Source organism: Cupriavidus sp. UME77, assembly GCF_014170355.1.
Taxonomy (GTDB): domain Bacteria; phylum Pseudomonadota; class Gammaproteobacteria; order Burkholderiales; family Burkholderiaceae; genus Cupriavidus; species Cupriavidus basilensis.
Genome location: NZ_LZZU01000001.1, coordinates 112530 through 129990, shown reverse-complemented (window position 1 = coordinate 129990; position 17461 = coordinate 112530). Strand labels below are relative to the sequence as shown.

Sequence of the window (17461 nt, the reverse complement as noted above, 5' to 3'; positions counted from 1 at the left end):
CATGTAGCGCGCCGGCCAGCGCTATGACAAACTGGATGGCTATCATCAGCCCGAGCCACCATGGAACCGTTGGTCATTCGCCGAGCCGGCACCGAAGACGCTGCCGCCATCAGCGCGCTTGCCATGAGCGTCGCGCACTATTTCACGATCGAGGCTTCCGGGGCCGGCGCGGAGGATTTTCTCGCCAGCCTCTCGCCGGATGCGATAGCCGGCTATGTCACCAGCCCGCGCTTCCACTATCTGGTTGCCTACCGCGGCGAGCAGCTCGCCGGCATCCTTGCGATGCGTGATGTCAGCCACCTCTTCCACCTGTTCGTCGCCGCGCAGTTGCATCGGAGCGGCGTTGCCGGATCCCTCTGGCAAACCGCCAGCCAAGCCGCGATCGCCACCGGCGAGGTGCGTGCATTCACCGTCAATTCGAGCCCGTTCGCAACCGTGGTGTACGAGCGCTTCGGTTTCCAGGCCATCGGCCCTCGCGCGCAGACAAAGGGCATCGCCTATGTGCCGATGCGCCTGGCGCTCGAGGACGCCAGGGGCTAGCCCACGTACCAGAGAATGCTGACGAACTGGCAGGCGCTGCCGGCCAGCACGAACAGGTGCCAGATGCCGTGGAAGTGCCGCACGCGCTCGTCGAACAGGAAGAACCCGATGCCGGCCGTATAGAGCGCGCCGCCCGCCACCAGCCAGTACAGGCCGGCGGCCGGCAGCGCCGCCACCAGCGGGCCAAAGGCAAACAGCACCAGCCAGCCCATCAGTACATAGATCAGGAGCGAGAACACGCGCGTGCGGTGGCCAATCAACAGCTCCTGCGCGATGCCGATCACCGCCAGCCCCCAGTTCACCCCGAACAGCGTCCAGCCCCACGGCCCGCGCAGCGTGACCAGCGCGAAGGGCGTATAGCTGCCGGCGATCAGCAGGTAGATGGCGCAGTAATCGAGCCGCCGCAGGATGTCCTTGGGGCGGCCGCGCAGGCTGTGATAGAGCGTGGAGATGGTGTAGAGGAAGACCAGCGTGGTGCCGTAGACGATGGAGCTGACGACTTTCCAGGCGTCGTGGTAGAGGGCGGAGCTGGTGATAAGGACAGCCGTGCCGGCCGCGGCCAGGACGGCGCCCGCCAAATGGCTGTAGCCGTTGAAACGTTCTCCACGGTACATGTTGTTCATTCTCCTGTAGTGGTCGCTGGTTGGGGCGATTGCAGGGGGCTTTGTTGCGGTGCGTTATCGGGGTATTTTTGCATGGATTTCGAGGGGGCGTGGAAAGCGGGCTGCCGGGGCCTGCCGATGGGGCTCCCGGGATGGCATAACCATCTGCAAAACCATTCGTTCCCGGCCTGGGTTCCCACCGCTATCGTCTCGCCATCCAACCCTTAGCGAGACTCCCCATGCGTATCCCTTCGCCGCTGTTCAAGGCCGCCCTGACGCTGCTCACCGGCCTCACCGTGCTCGCTTCGAGCCCCGCCATGGCGGACCGCCTGGATGACATCAAGAAGGCTGGCGTGCTGCGCGTGGGCGTGTTCGACGCGAACCCGCCGTTCGGCTTTGTCGAGGCCGGCAGTACCACCCCGGTTGGCCTCGACGTGGACTACGCGGCCGAGATCGCCAAGCGGCTGGGCGTCAAGCCTGAGTTCCGCGCGACCAACCCGGCTAACCGCATTGCCCTGCTGGCATCGCAGAAGGTGGACATCGTTGCCGCCAATTTCACCATCACCGATGAGCGCCGCCAGCAGATCGGCTTCTCCACGCCGTACTTCGCCAGCGGCTTGCAGTTCATCGCCAGGAAGGGCGCGCTCAAGCAGCCGGACGACCTGAAGGCCTGGCGCCTCGGCGTGGACAAGGGCACCACGCAGGAGACCACGCTGCGCCAGAAGTATCCGGACGCGCGCGTGATTGCGTATGACGATTCCCCGCTGGCGCTGACCGCGCTGCGCAGCGGTGCGATCCAGGCGTTTGCGCAGGATGGCGCCAAGCTGGGTGCGTTGCTGGCGACGTTGCCCAACAAGGATCAGTTCGAGATTTCGTCGTTCACGCTGACGCGTGAGTACATGGGCGTGGGCGTTCCCAAGGGCGAGGAGCGGCTGACCGCGGAGATCGATCGCATCCTGGTGGAGCTGGAGAAGAACGGCACGGCGGCGCGCATCTACGACAAGTGGTTCGGGCCGAAGAGCACGGCGCCGCTGGCGCGGGATTTCACGATTGGCAGCGCGCTGAAGTGAGGATGGCTTCCTTGTTTTCCGGCAAGGGCTAGCCATGCAGGGACAAGCGATCCTGCTGCAGTCGCTGCCGGCAAAGTACGTCGGCTGGATCGCGGCCGGCTTTGGCCTGACCGTGGCGCTGTCGGTGGCGGTGTTCGTGCTTGGCTGCGCGATTGCCGCTGGCTGGCTGTTGCTCGCGCGTAGCCCGGTCATGCCGCTGCGCCTGGCGGCGCGCGGCGCGATTGGCTTCCTGCGCCGCACGCCGTTGCTGGTGCAGTTGTTCTTCTGGTACTTCGGCGCGGCGCAGTTGCTGGGCGAGGGCGCCATCGGCGCGCTGTATGACTGGCAGGGATGGCGCATCGGCGGCTTGCACCTGCCCGCGCCTTCGCTGGAGGCGCTTGCGAGCCTGGCCGGCATCGGCCTTTACGCCAGTGCTTTCTATGCGCGCGAACTGCAGGCGGGGCTGGCCAATGTGCCGCGGGGCCAGAACGCGGCGGCGCTGGCGCTGGGCTTTACGCCCGCGGCCGCATTCTGGCGCGTGGTGCTGCCGCAGGCGCTGCGCATCGCCGCGCGGCCGATGGTGGGGCAGTTCTGCCAGACCATCAAGAACACATCGCTGGCGATGGCGATCGGTTTTGCGGAGATGTCATACACCGCCCGGCAGGTGGAAACCGACAGCCTGATGAGCTTCCAGGCTTTCGGCCTGGCCACGCTGCTCTACGTCGTGCTGATCCTGCTGTTGCAGGTGGCGGCGCCGGTGCTGCTGCGCAGCCTGGGATGGACGGAGGCAGCGCGTGCCTGATGCCGATCTCTCCGGCTGGGCCGTCGTGCTCAAGCAGTTGCCCTACCTGTTGGCAGGCACGTTCCCCAACGGTCCCCTGGCGGGCGCCGCGCTGACCTTGTGGATGGCGCTGCTGGCCTGCACGGGTGCCACCGTGCTGGGGATTGGCGTTGCCGTGCTGCTTGACCTGGCGCCGGCCCCGCTGGCACGTGCCGTGCGCGCGTTGCTGGCCTGCCTGCGCGCGATTCCCGTGCTGATGCTGATCTTCTGGGCTTACTTCCTGCTGCCGATGCTGGCCGGCGTTCACGTGGGCGAGGTGCAGACCGTGGTGCTGGCGCTTGCGCTGATTGGCGCGGCCTACATCGCGCAGGTCATGGTGGCGGGCTTCGTCGCGATCGGGCGCGGCCAGCGCAATGCGGCGCTGGCGCTCGGCATGACGCCGTTGCAGGCACTCTGGCAGGTGGTGCTGCCGCAAACGCTGCGCGCCATGCTGCCGTCGCTGGGCAATGTGTGGGTGTCGCTGGCCAAGGATACGTCGCTGGCCTATATCGTGGGGGTGGTGGAGTTGTCGACCGTGGCAACGCAGGTCAACGGGCGCAGCGTGGGTTATGCGGCGCAGGTGTTCGCCGCCGTGGCGCTGCTGTACTTTTTCATCTGCGTGGGGATAGAAAGCGTGGCGGCGCTGCTGCTTGCCGCCACGCGTAGTCAGCAGCGCCGGTCCCTATGGCATGACGCCGCGCTTACTGCTTGTCGGCTTGCGCGTACACGCGCTCACCTGCCACCCAGGTCTGGGTCACGCGGGTCTTCCAGATCTCGGCCGGCGCCACCTTGAACAGGTCCTGGTCGACCAGGATGAAGTCGGCCCACTTGCCCGGCTCCAGCGATCCCAGCGTCGTCTCCTGGTGCTCCGCGTAAGCGGCGTCCAGCGTGAAGGCGCGGAAGGCCTGGGTCAGGGTCATGGCTTCCTCCGGATGCCAGCCCTTGATCGGGCGGCCTTCGTGGTCGGTACGCGTGACCGCCGCATGCAGGCCGTAGAAGGGGTTGGCGGATTCCACCGGGAAGTCCGAGCCGCCTGCAATCACGGTGCCTTGCTTGAGCATGGTCTGCCAGGCGTAGGCGCCCTTGATGCGTTCCTTGCCGATGCGGTCCTCAGCCATGTTCATGTCACTGGTGGCATGGGTGGGCTGCATCGAGGCGATCAGGTCGAGCTGCTTGAAGCGCGGGATGTCCGGCAGCGCTACCACCTGGGCGTGCTCGATGCGGTTGCGCAGTTCGCGGCCGCCGACTTCCTTGTAGGCCACCTCGATCGCGTCCAGCACCTGGTGGTTGGTGGCGTCGCCGATTGCATGCACGTTGACCTGGTAGCCGGCCTTGATCGCCATCTTGACGCTCGCCTGCATGGCCGCGTCGCTCATGAACAGCAGGCCGCTGTGCACGTGGTCATCCGAGTACGGCGCCATCAGCGCCGCGCCACGGCTGCCGAGTGCGCCGTCGCCGTACAGCTTGACCGCGCGCAGGTAGTAGCGGTCGTTGCCGTAGCCGGAGAGCGGGCCTTTGGCGGAGAGCGCCTTGAAGTCGTCGCCGGTGTCGCGGATCATGCCGTAGATGCGCGTGGTCAGCTTGCCCTGGTCGGCGAACTCGCGGTAGATGCGGTCTTCCTGCGCGGTCACGCCAGCGTCGCCCGCGGCGGTCAGGCCGAGCGCGTTCATGTGCGCCAGCGCGGCGGCCAGCGCGGCGCGGCGGTCGTCGTCCGAGTACGGCGGGATCACGTTGTTGACCAGCGCCATGGCCTTGTCGACCAGCACGCCGGTGGGGTTGCCGCTGGCGTCGCGCTCGATGCGCCCGCCCGCCGGGTCCTTGGTGTCGCGCGTGATGCCGGCGGCTTGCATGGCCTTGGTGTTCAGCCAGGCGGCGTGGCCGTCCACGCGCACCAGGCGCACCGGGCGGTCCGATACGGCGGCGTCCAGCTCGGCCGCGGTGGGGAAGCGGCCCAGCTTCCAGTTGACCTGGTTCCAGCCGTAGCCCAGCAGCCATTTGCGCTGCGGGTTCTTGTCGCCGTAGGCGCGGATCATGCCCTGCGCCTGGGCCAGGTCCTTGGTGCCCGACAGCGAGATCTCGGTGGTCTTGAAGCCCAGGCGGAACACGTGGCCGTGCGCGTCGATCAGGCCCGGCAGCAGGGTCTTGCCCTGGCCGTCGATGCGCCTGGCATCGGGGTACTGCGCGCGCAGCGCGGTGGCGTCGCCGGTGGCCAGCACCTTGCCCTGGTCGAACACCATGCCGGTGAAGCTGGCGACCTGGTCGTTCTTCAAGGTGTAGCCCTGCACGGATTCGATCAGCGTAGGCGCGGCGTGGGCCGACATCGTGATGCCGACGGCCACTGCCAGCAGGCTCTTGTGGATCGCGTGTTTCAAGTCAACTCTCCTTGTTGTTGTCGTACTGCGGCTGTAGTACAGCGCTTTGGTTTTCTTATGTGCTCTCAGGATGCTTACTGCTTGGTGCTTATTGCGAACTGCTCGTTATTCGCCGGTCGCCGTGGCGGGAAACACGGAGCCGGTTGCCTGCGTGCCACGGGCCGGCGGCAGCGGCGGAAATTGCATGTCGGCATAGCGCACGAAGCGCGTCTTGCGCACGAGCCGGTAGCCCAGCCAGATGGCGAGGAAGATCGGGATGCCGATATAGGTGGCGGTCACTGCCACCCAGTCGATCTTGCCGTCCATGAAGGCCTGGTAGTTCTGGCCCAGCGTGACGATCAGGCACAGCGCAAAGGCAAAGATCGGGCCGTACGGGAAGAAGGGCGAGCGATACGGCAGGCGGGAAAGGTCCAGCCCTTGCGCGACAAAGCCGCGGCGGAAGCGGTAGTGGCTGATGGCGATGCCGAGCCAGGCGATAAAGCCGGTCATGCCCGACAGGTTCAGCAGCCACAGGTAGACCGACTTGCTCTCGAACATGGAGGTCAGGAAGCACAGCGCACCCACCGCGGTGGTGGCCAGCAGCGCCGCCAGCGGCACGCCGTTGCGCGTGAGGCGTGCGAAGATGCGCGGCGCGCGGCCTTCGGTCGCCAGGTTGTAGAGCATGCGGGTGGAAGCGTACATGCCCGAGTTGCCGGCAGACAGCACGGCGGTCAGGATCACCGCGTTCATCACCCCGGCGGCAAATGCCAGTCCCGCATGGCGAAACACCAGCGTGAACGGGCTCACGCCCACCGTTTCCACATCGCTCTTGAGCAGGCTGGAATCGGTGTACGGAATCAGGATGCCGATGATCAGGATCGCCAGCACGTAGAACAGCAGGATGCGCCAGAACACCTGGCGCACGGCGCGCGGGATGTTCTTGGCGGGATCGGCCGATTCACCGGCGGCCACGCCGATCAGCTCGGTGCCCTGGAAGGAAAAGCCGGCGATCATGGCCACGCCGATCATCGCCGGCAGGCCGCCGACGAAGGGCGCGTCGCCCGCCGTCAGGTTCACCAGCCCGGCCGGCACGCCGCCCGTATCGCCGCGCAGGATGCCGAATATCATCAGCACGCCGATGACGATAAACGCGATCACCGTCACTACCTTGACCAGCGCGAACCAGTATTCGGCCTCGCCAAAGCCGCGCACGGAGATGGCGTTGAGCAGGAACATCAGCGTGAGGAACAACGCGCTCCACAGCAGCCCGGGCGTATCCGGGAACCAGTACTGCATTACCAGTTGCGCCGCCGCCAATTCCACGGCGATGGTCACCGCCCAGTTGTACCAGTAGTTCCAGCCCAGCGCGAAGCCGAAGCCTTCCTCCACATAGAGCGCGCCGTAGGTGGCGAACGATCCCGACACCGGCATGTACGCCGCCAGCTCGCCCAGGCTGGTCATCAGGAAGTACACCATGGCGCCGATCAGGATGTAGGCCGCCAGCGCGCCGCCCGGGCCGGCCTGCGCGATGGTGGCGCCGGAGGCCACGAACAGGCCGGTGCCGATCGAGCCGCCGATGGCGATCATGGTGAGATGGCGCGCGCGCAAGGTGCGGCGCAGGGTGGGGGGAGGAGGGCGGGATGCGGGTTGCTGGCTGGTCATGGATAAGAGGAATTGGAGCGCGGAAGTCGGATGTGCCGGCGCGGCCCGCATTGGCTGGCGCTGCCGGCATCCGACCGGGCCCGGCCAGCACAAGGCGGGATGCACGGCAGGACATTTACCGGCTGGTACATTGGGCGGCATCATAAGAGAAAACGCCGCCTGGGGAAAGGCGCGGAGCGGGGCCGCGGCAGGTTTTGCGCTGGTTGCGGTGCGGCATGGCTAGAATCTGGGGTTTGCATCCTCGCGGTATCCGGACCGATCCTCATGAACCTGCCCTTCAACGACAGCTATCTTCTACACATCGCGCTTAGCGTCGGCATCGTGCTGGCCGGCATGCTGGCCGTGAAGTTCATCAACCGCTTTTTCCAGGCCCGTCAGCAGGGCGACAAGGACAACCGCGGCAGCTATCGCACCTGGACCGTGGCCTCGCGCAATGCGGTTGCCGCGGTGGTGTTCCTGCTGCTGCTGGGCATCTGGGTGTCCGAGCTCAAGAGCGTGGCGATCTCGCTGACCGCCTTCGCGGTGGCACTGGTGATCGGCGGCAAGGAACTGGTGATGTGTTTCCTGGGCGCCTTCCTGCGCATGATGGCGCGCCCCTTCCAGCTTGGCGATATCGTCGAGATCGGCCCGCATTCCGGCGAGGTGGTGGACATGGACGCGCTCACCACCACGCTGGTGGAAATTGCCGGCGCGCGCCAGTTCACTGGTTCCACGGTGCAGATCCCCAACAGCATGTTGCTGACGGTAGCCGTGCGCAACCACTCCCAGGCGGGCAAGTACACCCTGGACACGCTGCGCATCCCGTTGCCGGAGAAGAGCGACCCGGACCGCGTCGAGGCTGACCTGATCGCGATCACGGAAGAGGTGTGCGCCGGCTTCCTGGCCGAGGCCCGGCACAGCCTGCAGGAATACGGCGGCTCGCGCTTCCTCGATCTCTCGCAGTTCGAGCCGCGCGTGATGTTCGAAGCCATGGCGGCGGACCGGCTCGATGCGCTGGTGCGGTTCCCGGTGCCGGTGGGCTCGCGGCTGTCGATCGCGCAGCAGATCTTGCGCAAGTACCACCAGCGGCGCAACGCGGAACCGGCTGCTGATGTTGTTGCTGCTGCGGAGGCGGCGCCCGCACCCGCACAACAGGACAAGGCGGCGTCGCATTCCTGATCCTCGGGCGCGTGGCCGGACGGCAGGCGCTGTTTTATGGCTTCACTGAACGGCGTTTCGGTTGTATGGTAGCCGTGCCGCCGCCGTTGCCGGGGACGGGAATCGTAGCGAATTGTGCCGAACAAGATCGAACAACGAGGAGACCCATGAAAGCCGCTGTCCTGCATCAACCCAAGACCCCGCTGGTGATCGAAGACGTCGCCATTGGCAAGCCGGGCCCGCACGAGGTGCTGCTGCGCACGGCGGCGGTGGGCGTTTGCCACTCGGACCTGCATTTTCTAGACGGCGCCTATCCTTTCCCGATGCCGGTGGTGCTTGGGCACGAGGCGGCCGGCGTGGTCGAGCAGGTGGGTTCCGAAGTGCGCACGGTCAAGCCCGGCGATCACGTGATCACTTGCCTGTCGGCCTATTGCGGCCATTGCGAGCACTGCCTGACCGGCCACCTGTCGCTGTGCGTGGAGCCCGACACCAAGCGCCGCGAGGGCGAGGAGCCGCGCTTGCTGGCGGCCAAGGGCGGGCCGATGAACCAGTTCCTGAACCTGTCGGCCTTTGCCGAGCAGATGCTGATCCACGAGCACGCGCTGGTGGCCATCCGCCGCGACATGCCGCTGGACCGCGCCGCGCTGATCGGCTGCGCGGTGACCACCGGCATGGGCGCGGTCATCCACACCGCGCGCGTGAGCCCGGGCGAGACCGTGGCCGTGATCGGCTGCGGCGGCATCGGCCTGGCTACCATCAACAGCGCGGCCATTGCCGGCGCGGGCCGCATCATCGCGATCGACCGGGTGCCCGGCAAGCTGGAACTTGCCAGGCAATTCGGCGCGACCGATGTGATCAACGCGGCTGAGGTAGATGCGGTGGAAGCCGTGCGGGAGCTGACCCGTGGCGGCGTGCACCATGCGTTCGAAGCCATCGGCCTGAAGCAGACCGCCGAGCAAGCCTTCTCCATGCTGCGCCGCGGCGGCACCGCCACGGTGATCGGCATGATCGCACCGGGCGTGAAGATCGAGATCAAGGGCACGGACTTCCTGGCCGAGAAGCGCATCCAGGGCTCGATGATGGGCTCCAACCGCTTCCCGGTGGATATGCCGCGGCTGGTCGATTTCTACCTGTCGGGCAAGCTCAAGCTGGACGAACTGATTTCGCGCCGCATGCCGCTGGAGAACATCAACGAGGCCTTTGACGAACTGCGCCGCGGCGAACTGGCGCGCTCCGTGATCATGTTCGAGCACTGAAGCCCGGCGGCGGCCTAGGCCGCCGTTTTCCCCGCCACGCCAGCGCGCGCTCGCAACAGGCCGGCACTGGTGCTTGGCTTCATGGCAAAAGCTCCTCCCGTTCTCCGTGCGGGAAATTAGTCACAGATCGGGGAGAAACGCACCGGAGGCCTGTGGGGCCGGGTGGCTATCCGGCTATGCCAGCGGCCGGCCCGGCGTGGCCGACGCCGCGGCCTCGGCCGCCCGCCGCACAGCTGCCGGGTAGCGCACCGTGAAGATGACGGCGCCGGCGAACGCAGCCACCGTCGCCGCCACGTCGACCCACAACGGGATGGCGCTGACGTATTCCGCCGCCGCGTCGGCGGCTACCATCACGGCCAGCGCGGCGGCCCACGCCAGCGTGATATGCCGGTTCACCGCCAGGAAGCGCGGCGACGCCCAGTATTCCTTGGGCACCTGCTCGCGGGCATATTGCAGCGTGAACGGGCGTCCGATCGCCAGCGAGACCACCACGATCGCCAGCAGGCCTGCGTCCACCGCGAGCCGCACCGTGGCCACTGTCCATTGCGGCGCGGCGCTGACGGTATAGAGCAGCAGCAGCGCGAACAGGGCCAGGCTGCCAAGCTCCAGCACCTTGAGCGATTCACCGCGCCGCCACATGCGCAGGCACAGCAACAGCGAGACCACGAAGGCCGCGGCCAGGCCGGCCAGCGGCGAGATGCTCCGCATGGCGATAAAAAAAGCGACGAACGGGGCAAATCCAATCAGCATTCCCATGCTGCTCTCCTTGGGGTGGTTTGCGGCCCGAACCAAGCCCGGCCGCCAGGCAATGCATGTCGATGTGTGTCTTGTTGCCGGATCAGTCCGCGCCGCACCAGTTGCCATGAAAGCCGAACGGCACGCGGTGCGAAAGCTGTACCGTGGCAACCGGCCCATCGGCAACCGCGCTGGCATCCAGCACGACCAGGTCGCTGCGCGCCTGCACGCCCCGGTAGACGGTAGCCAGCAGCCAGCCATCGCCTTCGGCGCTGTCGGCTGCGCGCGGCACAAACACCGGCTCGGAGAAGGCATCGCCCTCGGGCAACTGGTAGGTGGCGCGCTTGCCACTGCGCAGGTCCAGGTGGGCCAGGCTGTCGTAGCTGCCACGCTCGCTGCTCTCGTACTGGCGGAACGCGTAATAGCCATGGTGATAAGGCAGCGTGGAGAAGCGCTCGTCGAAGCGCGGGAACTCTCCCGCCGTGTCGTCCAGGTATTCGCGCGTGAACGTGTCCGACTTGCCGGCCATGTCGAAGGTCCAGCGGCACAGCCGAGCGCCGCTGCCGCTGCCGTCGGGATTGAAGATGGGGGAGGATTCATACTGCATCACGTCGGCGATGACCTTGTTGCCGGCGTCCCAGGCATTCATCACGTGAAATACGTAGCAAGCCTCGCCGCGGAACCAGCGCATCTGCGCGGTGCCGCCATTGCGCGGCATGATGCCGATGTGCGAGCCCTTTTGCGGCTCCCACGCGTAAGCCGGCTCGCCGCGCATGGCACGCTCCATGCTGCCGGCCAGCGGCAGGATGGGAAACAGCACATGCTTTTGCGTGACCATGAAATCGTGGACCATGCTGGGAAACGGCGCCTCGAAGTGTTCGAGGCGCTGCAACTGCCCGTTGCGATCCACCACGCCGTAGCGCATGCCGGGGGTGAAGGGGCCATCGGTCGAGTAAGCGAAGAACACCATCTCGCCGGTCACCGGGTCTACCTTGGGGTGCGCGGTCATTGCACCGGTGAGCTTGCCGCCGTAGTCGACATCGCCGCGCGTGGCCAGGGTCTGGGCGTCCAGCTCCACCGGCAGGTCGGCTTCTTCCAGAGCCAGCAGGCGGCCGGCGTGGCTGAGGATATTGGTGTTGGCCACGCCGTCGTTTTGCCCGAGCACTGACGGATCGGTGGTGGCCGGGTTGCCCCAGCTGCCGAACAGCGCCTGCCCCGCGGCCTGCTCGCGCTGGAACTTGTTGGTGCGTACCCAGCGGTTGCGGTAGCGCACGCGGCCGTCTTCAATGTGGAAGGCGTGCACCATGCCATCGCCAATGAACCAGTGGTAATGCGCATCGCGCGGGGCGTATTGCGGGTTTGGCCCGTTGCGGTAGAGCGTGCCGCGCAGCGCGCGTGGCAGCTCGCCAAGCACCGGCAGGTCGGGCGCATCGCATTCCATCAGGATGGGGGCGAAGTTGCCGCTGAGATAGGGCGTGGACGGGAACGGCTGGCTCATTGGGAGCTCCTTTTGCGCTGCTGCCGGATAGGCTTTGGCGTAGCTGGGGGGACGGGTTCGCTAACGGCTTTGCGATCTGCTTCATGAACTGCTTCATGAACTGCTTCCAAGCTGGCGTCGGGCATGGGCGCGCGCATGCCCGCAGCCAGCAGCCGCAACATCTCGGCGTGGATGACGCGGAAATCGGGGTCACCGGGCAGCTTGCCGGCCAAGCGCAGCATCACCAGCCCGTGGATCGAGGCCCAGATCACATAGCTCAGCACCTGCGGGTCGCCATGGATCAGGCCGCGCTGCGCCATGGTCTCCAGATGCGCGCTCATGGTGCGGCGCGCACGCGAGCCGGCGCGCACCAGGTCAGGGTAGCGGTCGTCGTCCGGCTGGGTCATGTCGAACATCAGCCGGTAGGCATTGGGCTCGGCAAAGGCAAAGGCGAGATAGGCCTCGCCCACCGCGCGCGCGCGTTCGCGCGGCTCGGCAACGCTCGCGCCGGCGGCTTCAAGGGTGGCGGCGAATCGGTCGAACGCGACGGTGCGCACCGTCGCCAGGATATCGTCCTTGTCCTTGAAGTAACGGTAGGGCGTCATCGGGCTGCAGCCCAGTTCCTCGGCGAGCTGGCGCATGCTCACGCTGGCTACGCCGCCTTCGGCGAAGCGCCGCTCCGCTACCGCGCACAGGCGGGCCTTGAACGCGTCGATCTCTTCCTGGGTGAGGTTTCTTGCCATATCTGGTTGGGGTGAGGCGATCAGTGCGTGTGCCGATTGAAGCATGTCGCCTTCTGCAGCGACGATGCTTCGGCAACGATGATTTACAGTGTAGATTTACAACGTAAATAGTCAAGGAGAGAATGACAGGCAACTCTGTCCGCTAGTCGCTCGCGCGTCATTGTTCGCCGCATGGGACAATCCCCCACATTGACGCGCACGACTCACGATGCGCGTGATGTGGCACGGGGATGGCGAATGAAGACGATCGAATGGAAGGACTGGGAGATTTTCTGCCGGGTGGTGGAGGGCGCCAGTTTCACCAAGGGGGCGGATCTGGCCGACGTGCCGAAGTCATCCGCCAGTGCGGCGGTGTCGCGGCTCGAAGTGCAGCTGGGCGTGCGCCTGTTCGAGCGCACCACGCGCCGCGTGCGGGTGACCGATCGGGGCCAGCAACTCTACGACCGGGTTGCGCCCCTTTTTAACGAGCTGCGCGAAATCAGCGCCGAGGCGGTGTCGGTCAGCGAGCAAGTCAGTGGAACGCTGCGCATTTCCACACCCTACGAGGTTGGCTCCCTGCATATCTCGCCCATCCTCACACAGCTGCTGCGGCTGCATCCCGAGCTGCGTGTGCAGGTCGATGTGAGCTGGGAGCAGCCCGACCTGGTCGAGCAAGGCTACGACCTGGCCTTTGTGATGACGACCACCGGCCTGCACGACAGCTCCTTTGCCAGCAAGCGGGTGGTGCGCATCGAGCGCGGTTTTTTTGCCGCGCCATCGCTGATCCGCGCGCGGGGCTTGCCGCGCACGCCACAGGAGCTGGCCGGCTGGCCCCTGCTGGGCGACGCCGAGGACCGGCGCTGGGAGTTCCTGCGCGATGGCGTGGAGGTGGCCAACATGGCGGTGGAGCCGCGCATGCTCACGCAGAGTGCGGAGATCCGCCTGAAAGCCGCCACCGATGGCCTTGGCGTGGCCCGGCTCTCGCCGCGCTACGCACAGGATGAGCTGGAGCAGGGGCGCCTTGTGCGGGTGCTGCCGGCGTATTCGTCGTCGCCGCTGAAGGTGTTTGTGCTGATGCCCGCGCGCAAGCTGATGCCGGCCAGCGTCAGGGCATTTCTCGATGTGCTGGAGCGCACCTTGGGCGCCACGGATCGGCAGGGCGCGGTTGGCGTGGGGATCACCGGCTGAGGCCGCGGTACGACCGGGGCCAGCTCCGCAGCCTCAATACGCCTGGTCGCCGGTCCTGATCTCCAGCCCCAGCGTTTCGGCCACGGTCGTCATTTCTTCATCATCCTCGCTGCGGGCGATCCAGCCTGCATAGGCATCGCCATCGGTGTTCCAGTTCCAGAGCGTGATGCCGGCCAGCCTCAACTGCTCATGAGCCAGTTCCATCAGCTCCGGCACGCTGGCTTTCTCCAGGAACTCCTCGTCCTCTGGATCCTCCACGCCCCAGTCCAGCTCGATATCGACCCTGGCGCACAGCTCGTCCATGCAACTGATGAAGGATGAGGCGTCTTTCCAGTCCACGTAGAAGCCCGCTTCCCAGTCGATCACGTCCTTCAGGATCCAGAGCAGTTCCTGGCCTTCGACCACATCCGCGTCGTCCGAGTTGGCGAGGGCTTCGTCGAACAGCATCTGGTGCTTCTCCACCATGGCTGCGTCGTCGAAGTCGATCAGCTCAATCAGGCGCCAGAGCGCCTCGCGCGCCTCGTTACTCAGTTCGTCGCTCATTGCATCAGTCCTCCATCAGTGCGGCGCCGGCTCGGCGCATTGAAAACGGAAATGGTGTTGCCCACGGATGAGCCCGTGCTCAGCCGGCAATGCGCAGGATCTCGCGTTGCCCGCGCGGCGTCACGCGCAGCGCGCGCGATGTGGTCGTGGGCTCGATCCAGCTGTTGGCCATCATGCTATCGAGCAGCGCCGCGCCAAGCGCGCCGCCAAGGTGCGGCTTGCGCTCGCTCCAGTCAGGGCAGGTGCAGGCAAACTGCCGCCGCTTGCGGCGCGCCAGATCCAGGTCCACGCCAAGCTGCACCATGCCAGCACTGCCGCCGTCGGTGAGGTCCACAGCCGTGCCGTCCACCACGATCCAGTTGGCATGCGACATGCGTTCGAACAGGGAAACCGCAAGCTCGCCCGCCAGGTGGTCGTAGCAGGTGCGCGCCTGGCGCAAGGCCGCCGGCGCGGTACGCGACGCGGGCACCGCGCGCACGCGCGGCGGCTGGCTGGCCAGCGACGCACTGGCGAGCGCCTCGATGGCGACACCGATCTCCGGCGTGGCGAGCCGGTAGTAGCGATTGCGCCCGCGCGTCTGCACGGCGAGCAGGCCACCCTCACTGAGCCGCGCCAGGTGACCGCTGGTGGACGATGCCGACAAGCCGGCGATGGCCGCAAGCTCGCCGGCCGGGCGGGCGCTACCGTCCATCAGCGCCCACAACATGGCGGCGCGTCCCGGGTCGGCAAGCAGGCCGGCCATCTGGCTGATGCTGGGAGCGTATTCCATAGTTCATTCCGCAGTGAAGCAACGAATGCAGTATAGACGCTCGGGGGACGATAGCGGTGGCCGTCGCACAGGTGCGCGCGGAAAGAAAAGTGATCTCCGGCATCCCTCGCGAAGCGGCGGCGTCAGGCCTCAGCCTGCCTTCAGGCAGGGATCCGAGGAAACGGAGCACCTAGCGCAGGTTCATTGCGCTTTCAGCTTCAGCTTGCCAGCCAGCCGCATGCCGTCACGAAAGCTCAAGCCCAGCAGGGTCAGCTGCAAGGCACCCATTGCCAGTTCGATGGCCTGGACGACGTAGAACAAGGTGTCGAACTCACCGGCCTGTGCCTTGGCGCTCAGCAAGAGCGCGCAGGGCAACATGATCAGCAGGCCGTTCGCCACGATCAAGGGCATGCGCTTCTTCTTGCCGTCCACGATGCGGCCCCGCCTGTGCCGGGAGAGGGCAAAGCCGGACGCGCCGGTGGCGGCCATGGCCGTAATCAGCAGCACCAGCCCGTACACCACACATTGCTTGACCAGTGCCACGGCAGCGTGGTCGAGGAACGCCTCGGAGATGACTGTCGACGTCCAGAAGGTGGCAACGGTCAGCATTGCCACGCTGCCGGCGATGCCATGCACGATCGGCTTCATGGATCTTCTCCTTCTGCTTTCGAAAATTGACAACCAGTTTCCGTCAACGGAAACTGGTTGTCAATGTGGGTTCGGCAGAAGACTGTAAGGAAGCGCAACGGCGCCAGCATGCCAGGCGCCACTTGCCGTCGCCCCTATTGACCGTGCTTTCCCAGGCGCGTGTGCGCTATGCGCCGGCGCCCACTTTGGCGTCGACCTCGGCATGCATCGCAGCAAGCCCCTCGACCACCCTGGCGGCGGCCTCCAGGTCGGCCGCGCTGAATGCGGTGGCAAGCTTTGCCGCGTGCTCCCGCCACTGCCGGTCCACTGTGCGGTAGGTGCGTTGGCCGCGTTCGGTGAGCACGTATAGCGGCGAGCGCTTGTGCATGGGGTTGGGACGCGCTTCGATGAAGCCCTCGTCCGCAAGCAGATTGAGTTGCTTTAGTGCGCCTTGCCGGGTCACGCCCATATTGGCCGCGATCTGCGGCGCGGTCAGTGATTTGCCGGCAAGCGCAAGCGCGCCGAGCATTTGCCAGCGCGCGCTCGTCAAACCCTGCGGGGCCACGAAGCTGTCGCCCCAGGCCAGGAGCCGGCCGTTGAGCTGAAATACCGACAGGACGATGCTGGTCAATTGTTCGCTCTTCTGAATTCGCATGAATGTCCTCGTAATTGACAACCAGTTTACGACGATGGGGTGAATTGTCAAAGGCCCGTACGCTTGACAGGCATTGCATCCCCCGGCTTGGCTGCCCGGGTTCGCATTCCACATTTCACATCGTCATGAAACGTCGAGCGGCACGCGACGGCATACTGCTTGTGTGCTCTCGATCCGCCACCCCATGCCTTTGCCGACCGCCATGCCGATGCCGTCCGACCCGCTTTGCGCCGTGACGCACCCCGATCCGGCGCCGTACTACCGTACCCTTGCCGCGCAGCGCCCGTTCTATCGCGACGAAGCGCTCGGGCTGTGGGTTGCCGCCGGCGCCGTCGAGGTGCAGGCCGTGCTGACCCATCCCGCTTGCCGCGTGCGGCCGCTCGCGCAAGCCGTGCCGCCTGCGCTGGCGGGCAGCACGGCCGGTGCACTGTTCGGCGGGCTGATCCGCATGAACGATGGGGACTGGCATGCGCCACTCAAGGGCGTGCTGCGCAAACGCATGGCGTGCCTGGAGCTTGCCGGCATGGAGGCGCGGGTGTCGGCGCTGGCGCAGGATCTGCCGTTTGACGCCGTCCGGCCCGGTGCCGCCGTGAACCACTGGATGTTCACCTTGCCGGTGCTGGCGGTAGCCGATGCACTAGGTTTGGCGGTGGCCGGCAAGCCCGGTGTAGTGGGCCATCTAGCGGGCCAGGTGGCGGCCTTCGCGCGGGCCATGTCGCCGCTGGCGGCAGCGCCGGAGATTGCCGCAGGGAGCGAGGCCGCTACATGGCTCCAGGCCTGGATGCGCACGAACCTGTCATCCGCGCCGCTGGACGCGCTGGTGCACGAAGCGCTGGCGGCCGGCGTGGCGCAGGAGATCATCGCGACCAATGTGATCGGCTTGCTGATCCAGGCGTGCGAGGCCACCGCCGGCCTGGTCGGCAATATGCTGTTGTGCCTGGGCCGGGATACGTCCCATGGGCGAGAGCTGCCTGCGTTGGACTGCGTGGCGGCACGCGTGCTGCGGGAGGATCCGCCGGTGCAGAACACCCGGCGCTTCCTGGCGGCCGATGTCCGCCTGTGTGGTGCGCAACTGAAAACGGGCGATGCGGTGCTGGTCGTGCTGGCGGCAGCCTCGCTCGAACAGAGCGAGGCCGCGACGCCCGCGCCCTGGACCTTCGGGCGCGGCCGCCATGCATGTCCCGGCGACGCGCTGGCGTCCACGGTGGCGCAGGCCGTGGTGGCCGCGCTGCTGGCGCGTGGCGCGGATCCGGCGTCGCTGGCGCGCGCGTTCCGCTATCGGCCGTCGGTCAACGCGCGCATTCCGTATTTTCTGTGAAGCAATTCAAGTCAAGTCAAGTCAAGTCAAT

At 66.4% G+C, this 17461-nt stretch carries 18 protein-coding genes; 8 read left to right on the top strand and 10 right to left on the bottom strand.

All coding sequences use genetic code 11. The features are described 5' to 3' along the window. The first annotated feature begins 60 nt into the window (after nt 1-60). Nucleotides 61-540: a GNAT family N-acetyltransferase gene (locus tag A9975_RS00590; RefSeq protein WP_183030920.1), complete on the top strand. Its 480-nt coding sequence runs from the start codon at nt 61-63 to the stop codon at nt 538-540. Here A9975_RS00590 and A9975_RS00585 read toward each other — a convergent pair. After that, entirely contained in the window at nt 537-1154 is a 618-nt protein-coding gene (locus A9975_RS00585; protein WP_183030919.1) for a hemolysin III family protein, read from the bottom strand. The genes A9975_RS00590 and A9975_RS00585 overlap by 4 nt on opposite strands. A gap of 227 nt (nt 1155-1381) precedes the next feature. Here A9975_RS00585 and A9975_RS00580 point away from each other — a divergent pair, with 227 nt between their 5' ends. Genes A9975_RS00580 through A9975_RS00570 form a run of 3 tightly spaced genes read left to right on the top strand, consistent with a single transcriptional unit; the run spans nt 1382 to nt 3804 of the window. Beyond that, nucleotides 1382-2212: an ABC transporter substrate-binding protein gene (locus A9975_RS00580; protein WP_183030918.1), complete on the top strand. Its 831-nt coding sequence runs from the start codon at nt 1382-1384 to the stop codon at nt 2210-2212. 34 nt (nt 2213-2246) lie between these two features. Continuing rightward, nucleotides 2247-2993, top strand: a complete 747-nt coding sequence (locus A9975_RS00575) for an amino acid ABC transporter permease (RefSeq protein ID WP_183030917.1) — start codon at nt 2247-2249, stop codon at nt 2991-2993. Next, nucleotides 2986-3804 (top strand): amino acid ABC transporter permease, encoded by an 819-nt coding sequence (locus A9975_RS00570; RefSeq protein ID WP_183030916.1) that lies wholly within the window; start codon nt 2986-2988, stop codon nt 3802-3804. The genes A9975_RS00575 and A9975_RS00570 overlap by 8 nt, the downstream gene beginning before the upstream one ends. Here A9975_RS00570 and A9975_RS00565 read toward each other — a convergent pair. Next, a complete protein-coding gene (locus tag A9975_RS00565; protein ID WP_183030915.1) occupies nt 3713-5383 on the bottom strand; it encodes an amidohydrolase in 1671 nt (556 codons plus the stop codon). The two genes, A9975_RS00570 and A9975_RS00565, sit on opposite strands and share 92 nt — an antisense overlap. 105 nt (nt 5384-5488) lie before the next feature. Beyond that, a complete protein-coding gene (locus A9975_RS00560; RefSeq protein ID WP_183030914.1) occupies nt 5489-7024 on the bottom strand; it encodes an amino acid permease in 1536 nt (511 codons plus the stop codon). Nucleotides 7025-7288: 264 nt separating this feature from the next. On the opposite strand from A9975_RS00560, the gene A9975_RS00555 reads away from it, so the two are divergent. Together A9975_RS00555 and A9975_RS00550 are read left to right on the top strand one after the other, a co-directional pair. After that, nucleotides 7289-8182 (top strand): mechanosensitive ion channel family protein, encoded by an 894-nt coding sequence (locus tag A9975_RS00555; RefSeq protein ID WP_183030913.1) that lies wholly within the window; start codon nt 7289-7291, stop codon nt 8180-8182. 146 nt (nt 8183-8328) lie between these two features. Continuing rightward, nucleotides 8329-9417, top strand: a complete 1089-nt coding sequence (locus tag A9975_RS00550) for a Zn-dependent alcohol dehydrogenase (RefSeq protein ID WP_183030912.1) — start codon at nt 8329-8331, stop codon at nt 9415-9417. A gap of 174 nt (nt 9418-9591) precedes the next feature. Here A9975_RS00550 and A9975_RS00545 read toward each other — a convergent pair whose 3' ends face one another. The 3 genes from A9975_RS00545 to A9975_RS00535 form a co-directional block, all read right to left on the bottom strand. Further along, on the bottom strand, nt 9592-10173 hold the full coding sequence (locus tag A9975_RS00545; RefSeq protein ID WP_255502974.1) for a hypothetical protein: 582 nt from the start codon (nt 10171-10173) through the stop codon (nt 9592-9594). An 82-nt stretch (nt 10174-10255) separates the two neighbouring features. Further along, a complete protein-coding gene (locus A9975_RS00540) occupies nt 10256-11650 on the bottom strand; it encodes a carotenoid oxygenase family protein (RefSeq protein ID WP_183030911.1) in 1395 nt (464 codons plus the stop codon). Further along, nucleotides 11647-12372, bottom strand: coding sequence for a TetR/AcrR family transcriptional regulator (locus tag A9975_RS00535; RefSeq protein ID WP_183030910.1), 726 nt, complete (start codon nt 12370-12372; stop codon nt 11647-11649). The genes A9975_RS00540 and A9975_RS00535 overlap by 4 nt, the downstream gene beginning before the upstream one ends. 237 nt (nt 12373-12609) lie before the next feature. On the opposite strand from A9975_RS00535, the gene A9975_RS00530 reads away from it, so the two are divergent. Beyond that, nucleotides 12610-13539: a LysR family transcriptional regulator gene (locus A9975_RS00530; protein WP_183030909.1), complete on the top strand. Its 930-nt coding sequence runs from the start codon at nt 12610-12612 to the stop codon at nt 13537-13539. A 33-nt stretch (nt 13540-13572) separates the two neighbouring features. On the opposite strand, the gene A9975_RS00525 is transcribed toward A9975_RS00530, so the two are convergent. The 4 genes from A9975_RS00525 to A9975_RS00510 form a co-directional block, all read right to left on the bottom strand. After that, nucleotides 13573-14082 (bottom strand): hypothetical protein, encoded by a 510-nt coding sequence (locus tag A9975_RS00525; protein WP_183030908.1) that lies wholly within the window; start codon nt 14080-14082, stop codon nt 13573-13575. Nucleotides 14083-14161: 79 nt separating this feature from the next. Next, entirely contained in the window at nt 14162-14851 is a 690-nt protein-coding gene (locus A9975_RS00520) for a helix-turn-helix transcriptional regulator (RefSeq protein ID WP_183030907.1), read from the bottom strand. A 180-nt stretch (nt 14852-15031) separates the two neighbouring features. Beyond that, the gene (locus tag A9975_RS00515; protein WP_183030906.1) at nt 15032-15478 is read right to left on the bottom strand and encodes a hypothetical protein; all 447 of its coding nucleotides are present in this window, start codon (nt 15476-15478) and stop codon (nt 15032-15034) included. A gap of 166 nt (nt 15479-15644) precedes the next feature. Next, a complete protein-coding gene (locus A9975_RS00510) occupies nt 15645-16163 on the bottom strand; it encodes a MarR family winged helix-turn-helix transcriptional regulator (protein ID WP_370563579.1) in 519 nt (172 codons plus the stop codon). Between the two features lie 133 nt (nt 16164-16296). Between A9975_RS00510 and A9975_RS00505 the strand changes: the two genes are divergently transcribed. Then, complete coding sequence (locus A9975_RS00505) at nt 16297-17430, top strand: cytochrome P450 (RefSeq protein ID WP_255502973.1); 1134 nt, start codon at nt 16297-16299, stop codon at nt 17428-17430. The last annotated feature ends 31 nt before the right edge of the window (nt 17431-17461 follow it).

What these genes read in the sequence shown, in the direction of transcription:
- A9975_RS00515 (WP_183030906.1), bottom strand. Translation starts at nt 15,478, where the DNA reads ATGAAGCCGATCGTGCATGGCATCGCCGGCAGCGTGGCAATGCTGACC.
- A9975_RS00525 (WP_183030908.1), bottom strand. Translation starts at nt 14,082, where the DNA reads ATGAGCGACGAACTGAGTAACGAGGCGCGCGAGGCGCTCTGGCGCCTG.
- A9975_RS00580 (WP_183030918.1), top strand. Translation starts at nt 1,382, where the DNA reads ATGCGTATCCCTTCGCCGCTGTTCAAGGCCGCCCTGACGCTGCTCACC.
- A9975_RS00555 (WP_183030913.1), top strand. Translation starts at nt 7,289, where the DNA reads ATGAACCTGCCCTTCAACGACAGCTATCTTCTACACATCGCGCTTAGC.
- A9975_RS00505 (WP_255502973.1), top strand. Translation starts at nt 16,297, where the DNA reads ATGCCTTTGCCGACCGCCATGCCGATGCCGTCCGACCCGCTTTGCGCC.
- A9975_RS00540 (WP_183030911.1), bottom strand. Translation starts at nt 11,650, where the DNA reads ATGAGCCAGCCGTTCCCGTCCACGCCCTATCTCAGCGGCAACTTCGCC.
- A9975_RS00590 (WP_183030920.1), top strand. Translation starts at nt 61, where the DNA reads ATGGAACCGTTGGTCATTCGCCGAGCCGGCACCGAAGACGCTGCCGCC.
- A9975_RS00545 (WP_255502974.1), bottom strand. Translation starts at nt 10,173, where the DNA reads ATGGGAATGCTGATTGGATTTGCCCCGTTCGTCGCTTTTTTTATCGCC.
- A9975_RS00520 (WP_183030907.1), bottom strand. Translation starts at nt 14,851, where the DNA reads ATGGAATACGCTCCCAGCATCAGCCAGATGGCCGGCCTGCTTGCCGAC.
- A9975_RS00575 (WP_183030917.1), top strand. Translation starts at nt 2,247, where the DNA reads ATGCAGGGACAAGCGATCCTGCTGCAGTCGCTGCCGGCAAAGTACGTC.
- A9975_RS00530 (WP_183030909.1), top strand. Translation starts at nt 12,610, where the DNA reads ATGAAGACGATCGAATGGAAGGACTGGGAGATTTTCTGCCGGGTGGTG.
- A9975_RS00585 (WP_183030919.1), bottom strand. Translation starts at nt 1,154, where the DNA reads ATGTACCGTGGAGAACGTTTCAACGGCTACAGCCATTTGGCGGGCGCC.
- A9975_RS00560 (WP_183030914.1), bottom strand. Translation starts at nt 7,024, where the DNA reads ATGACCAGCCAGCAACCCGCATCCCGCCCTCCTCCCCCCACCCTGCGC.
- A9975_RS00550 (WP_183030912.1), top strand. Translation starts at nt 8,329, where the DNA reads ATGAAAGCCGCTGTCCTGCATCAACCCAAGACCCCGCTGGTGATCGAA.
- A9975_RS00535 (WP_183030910.1), bottom strand. Translation starts at nt 12,372, where the DNA reads ATGGCAAGAAACCTCACCCAGGAAGAGATCGACGCGTTCAAGGCCCGC.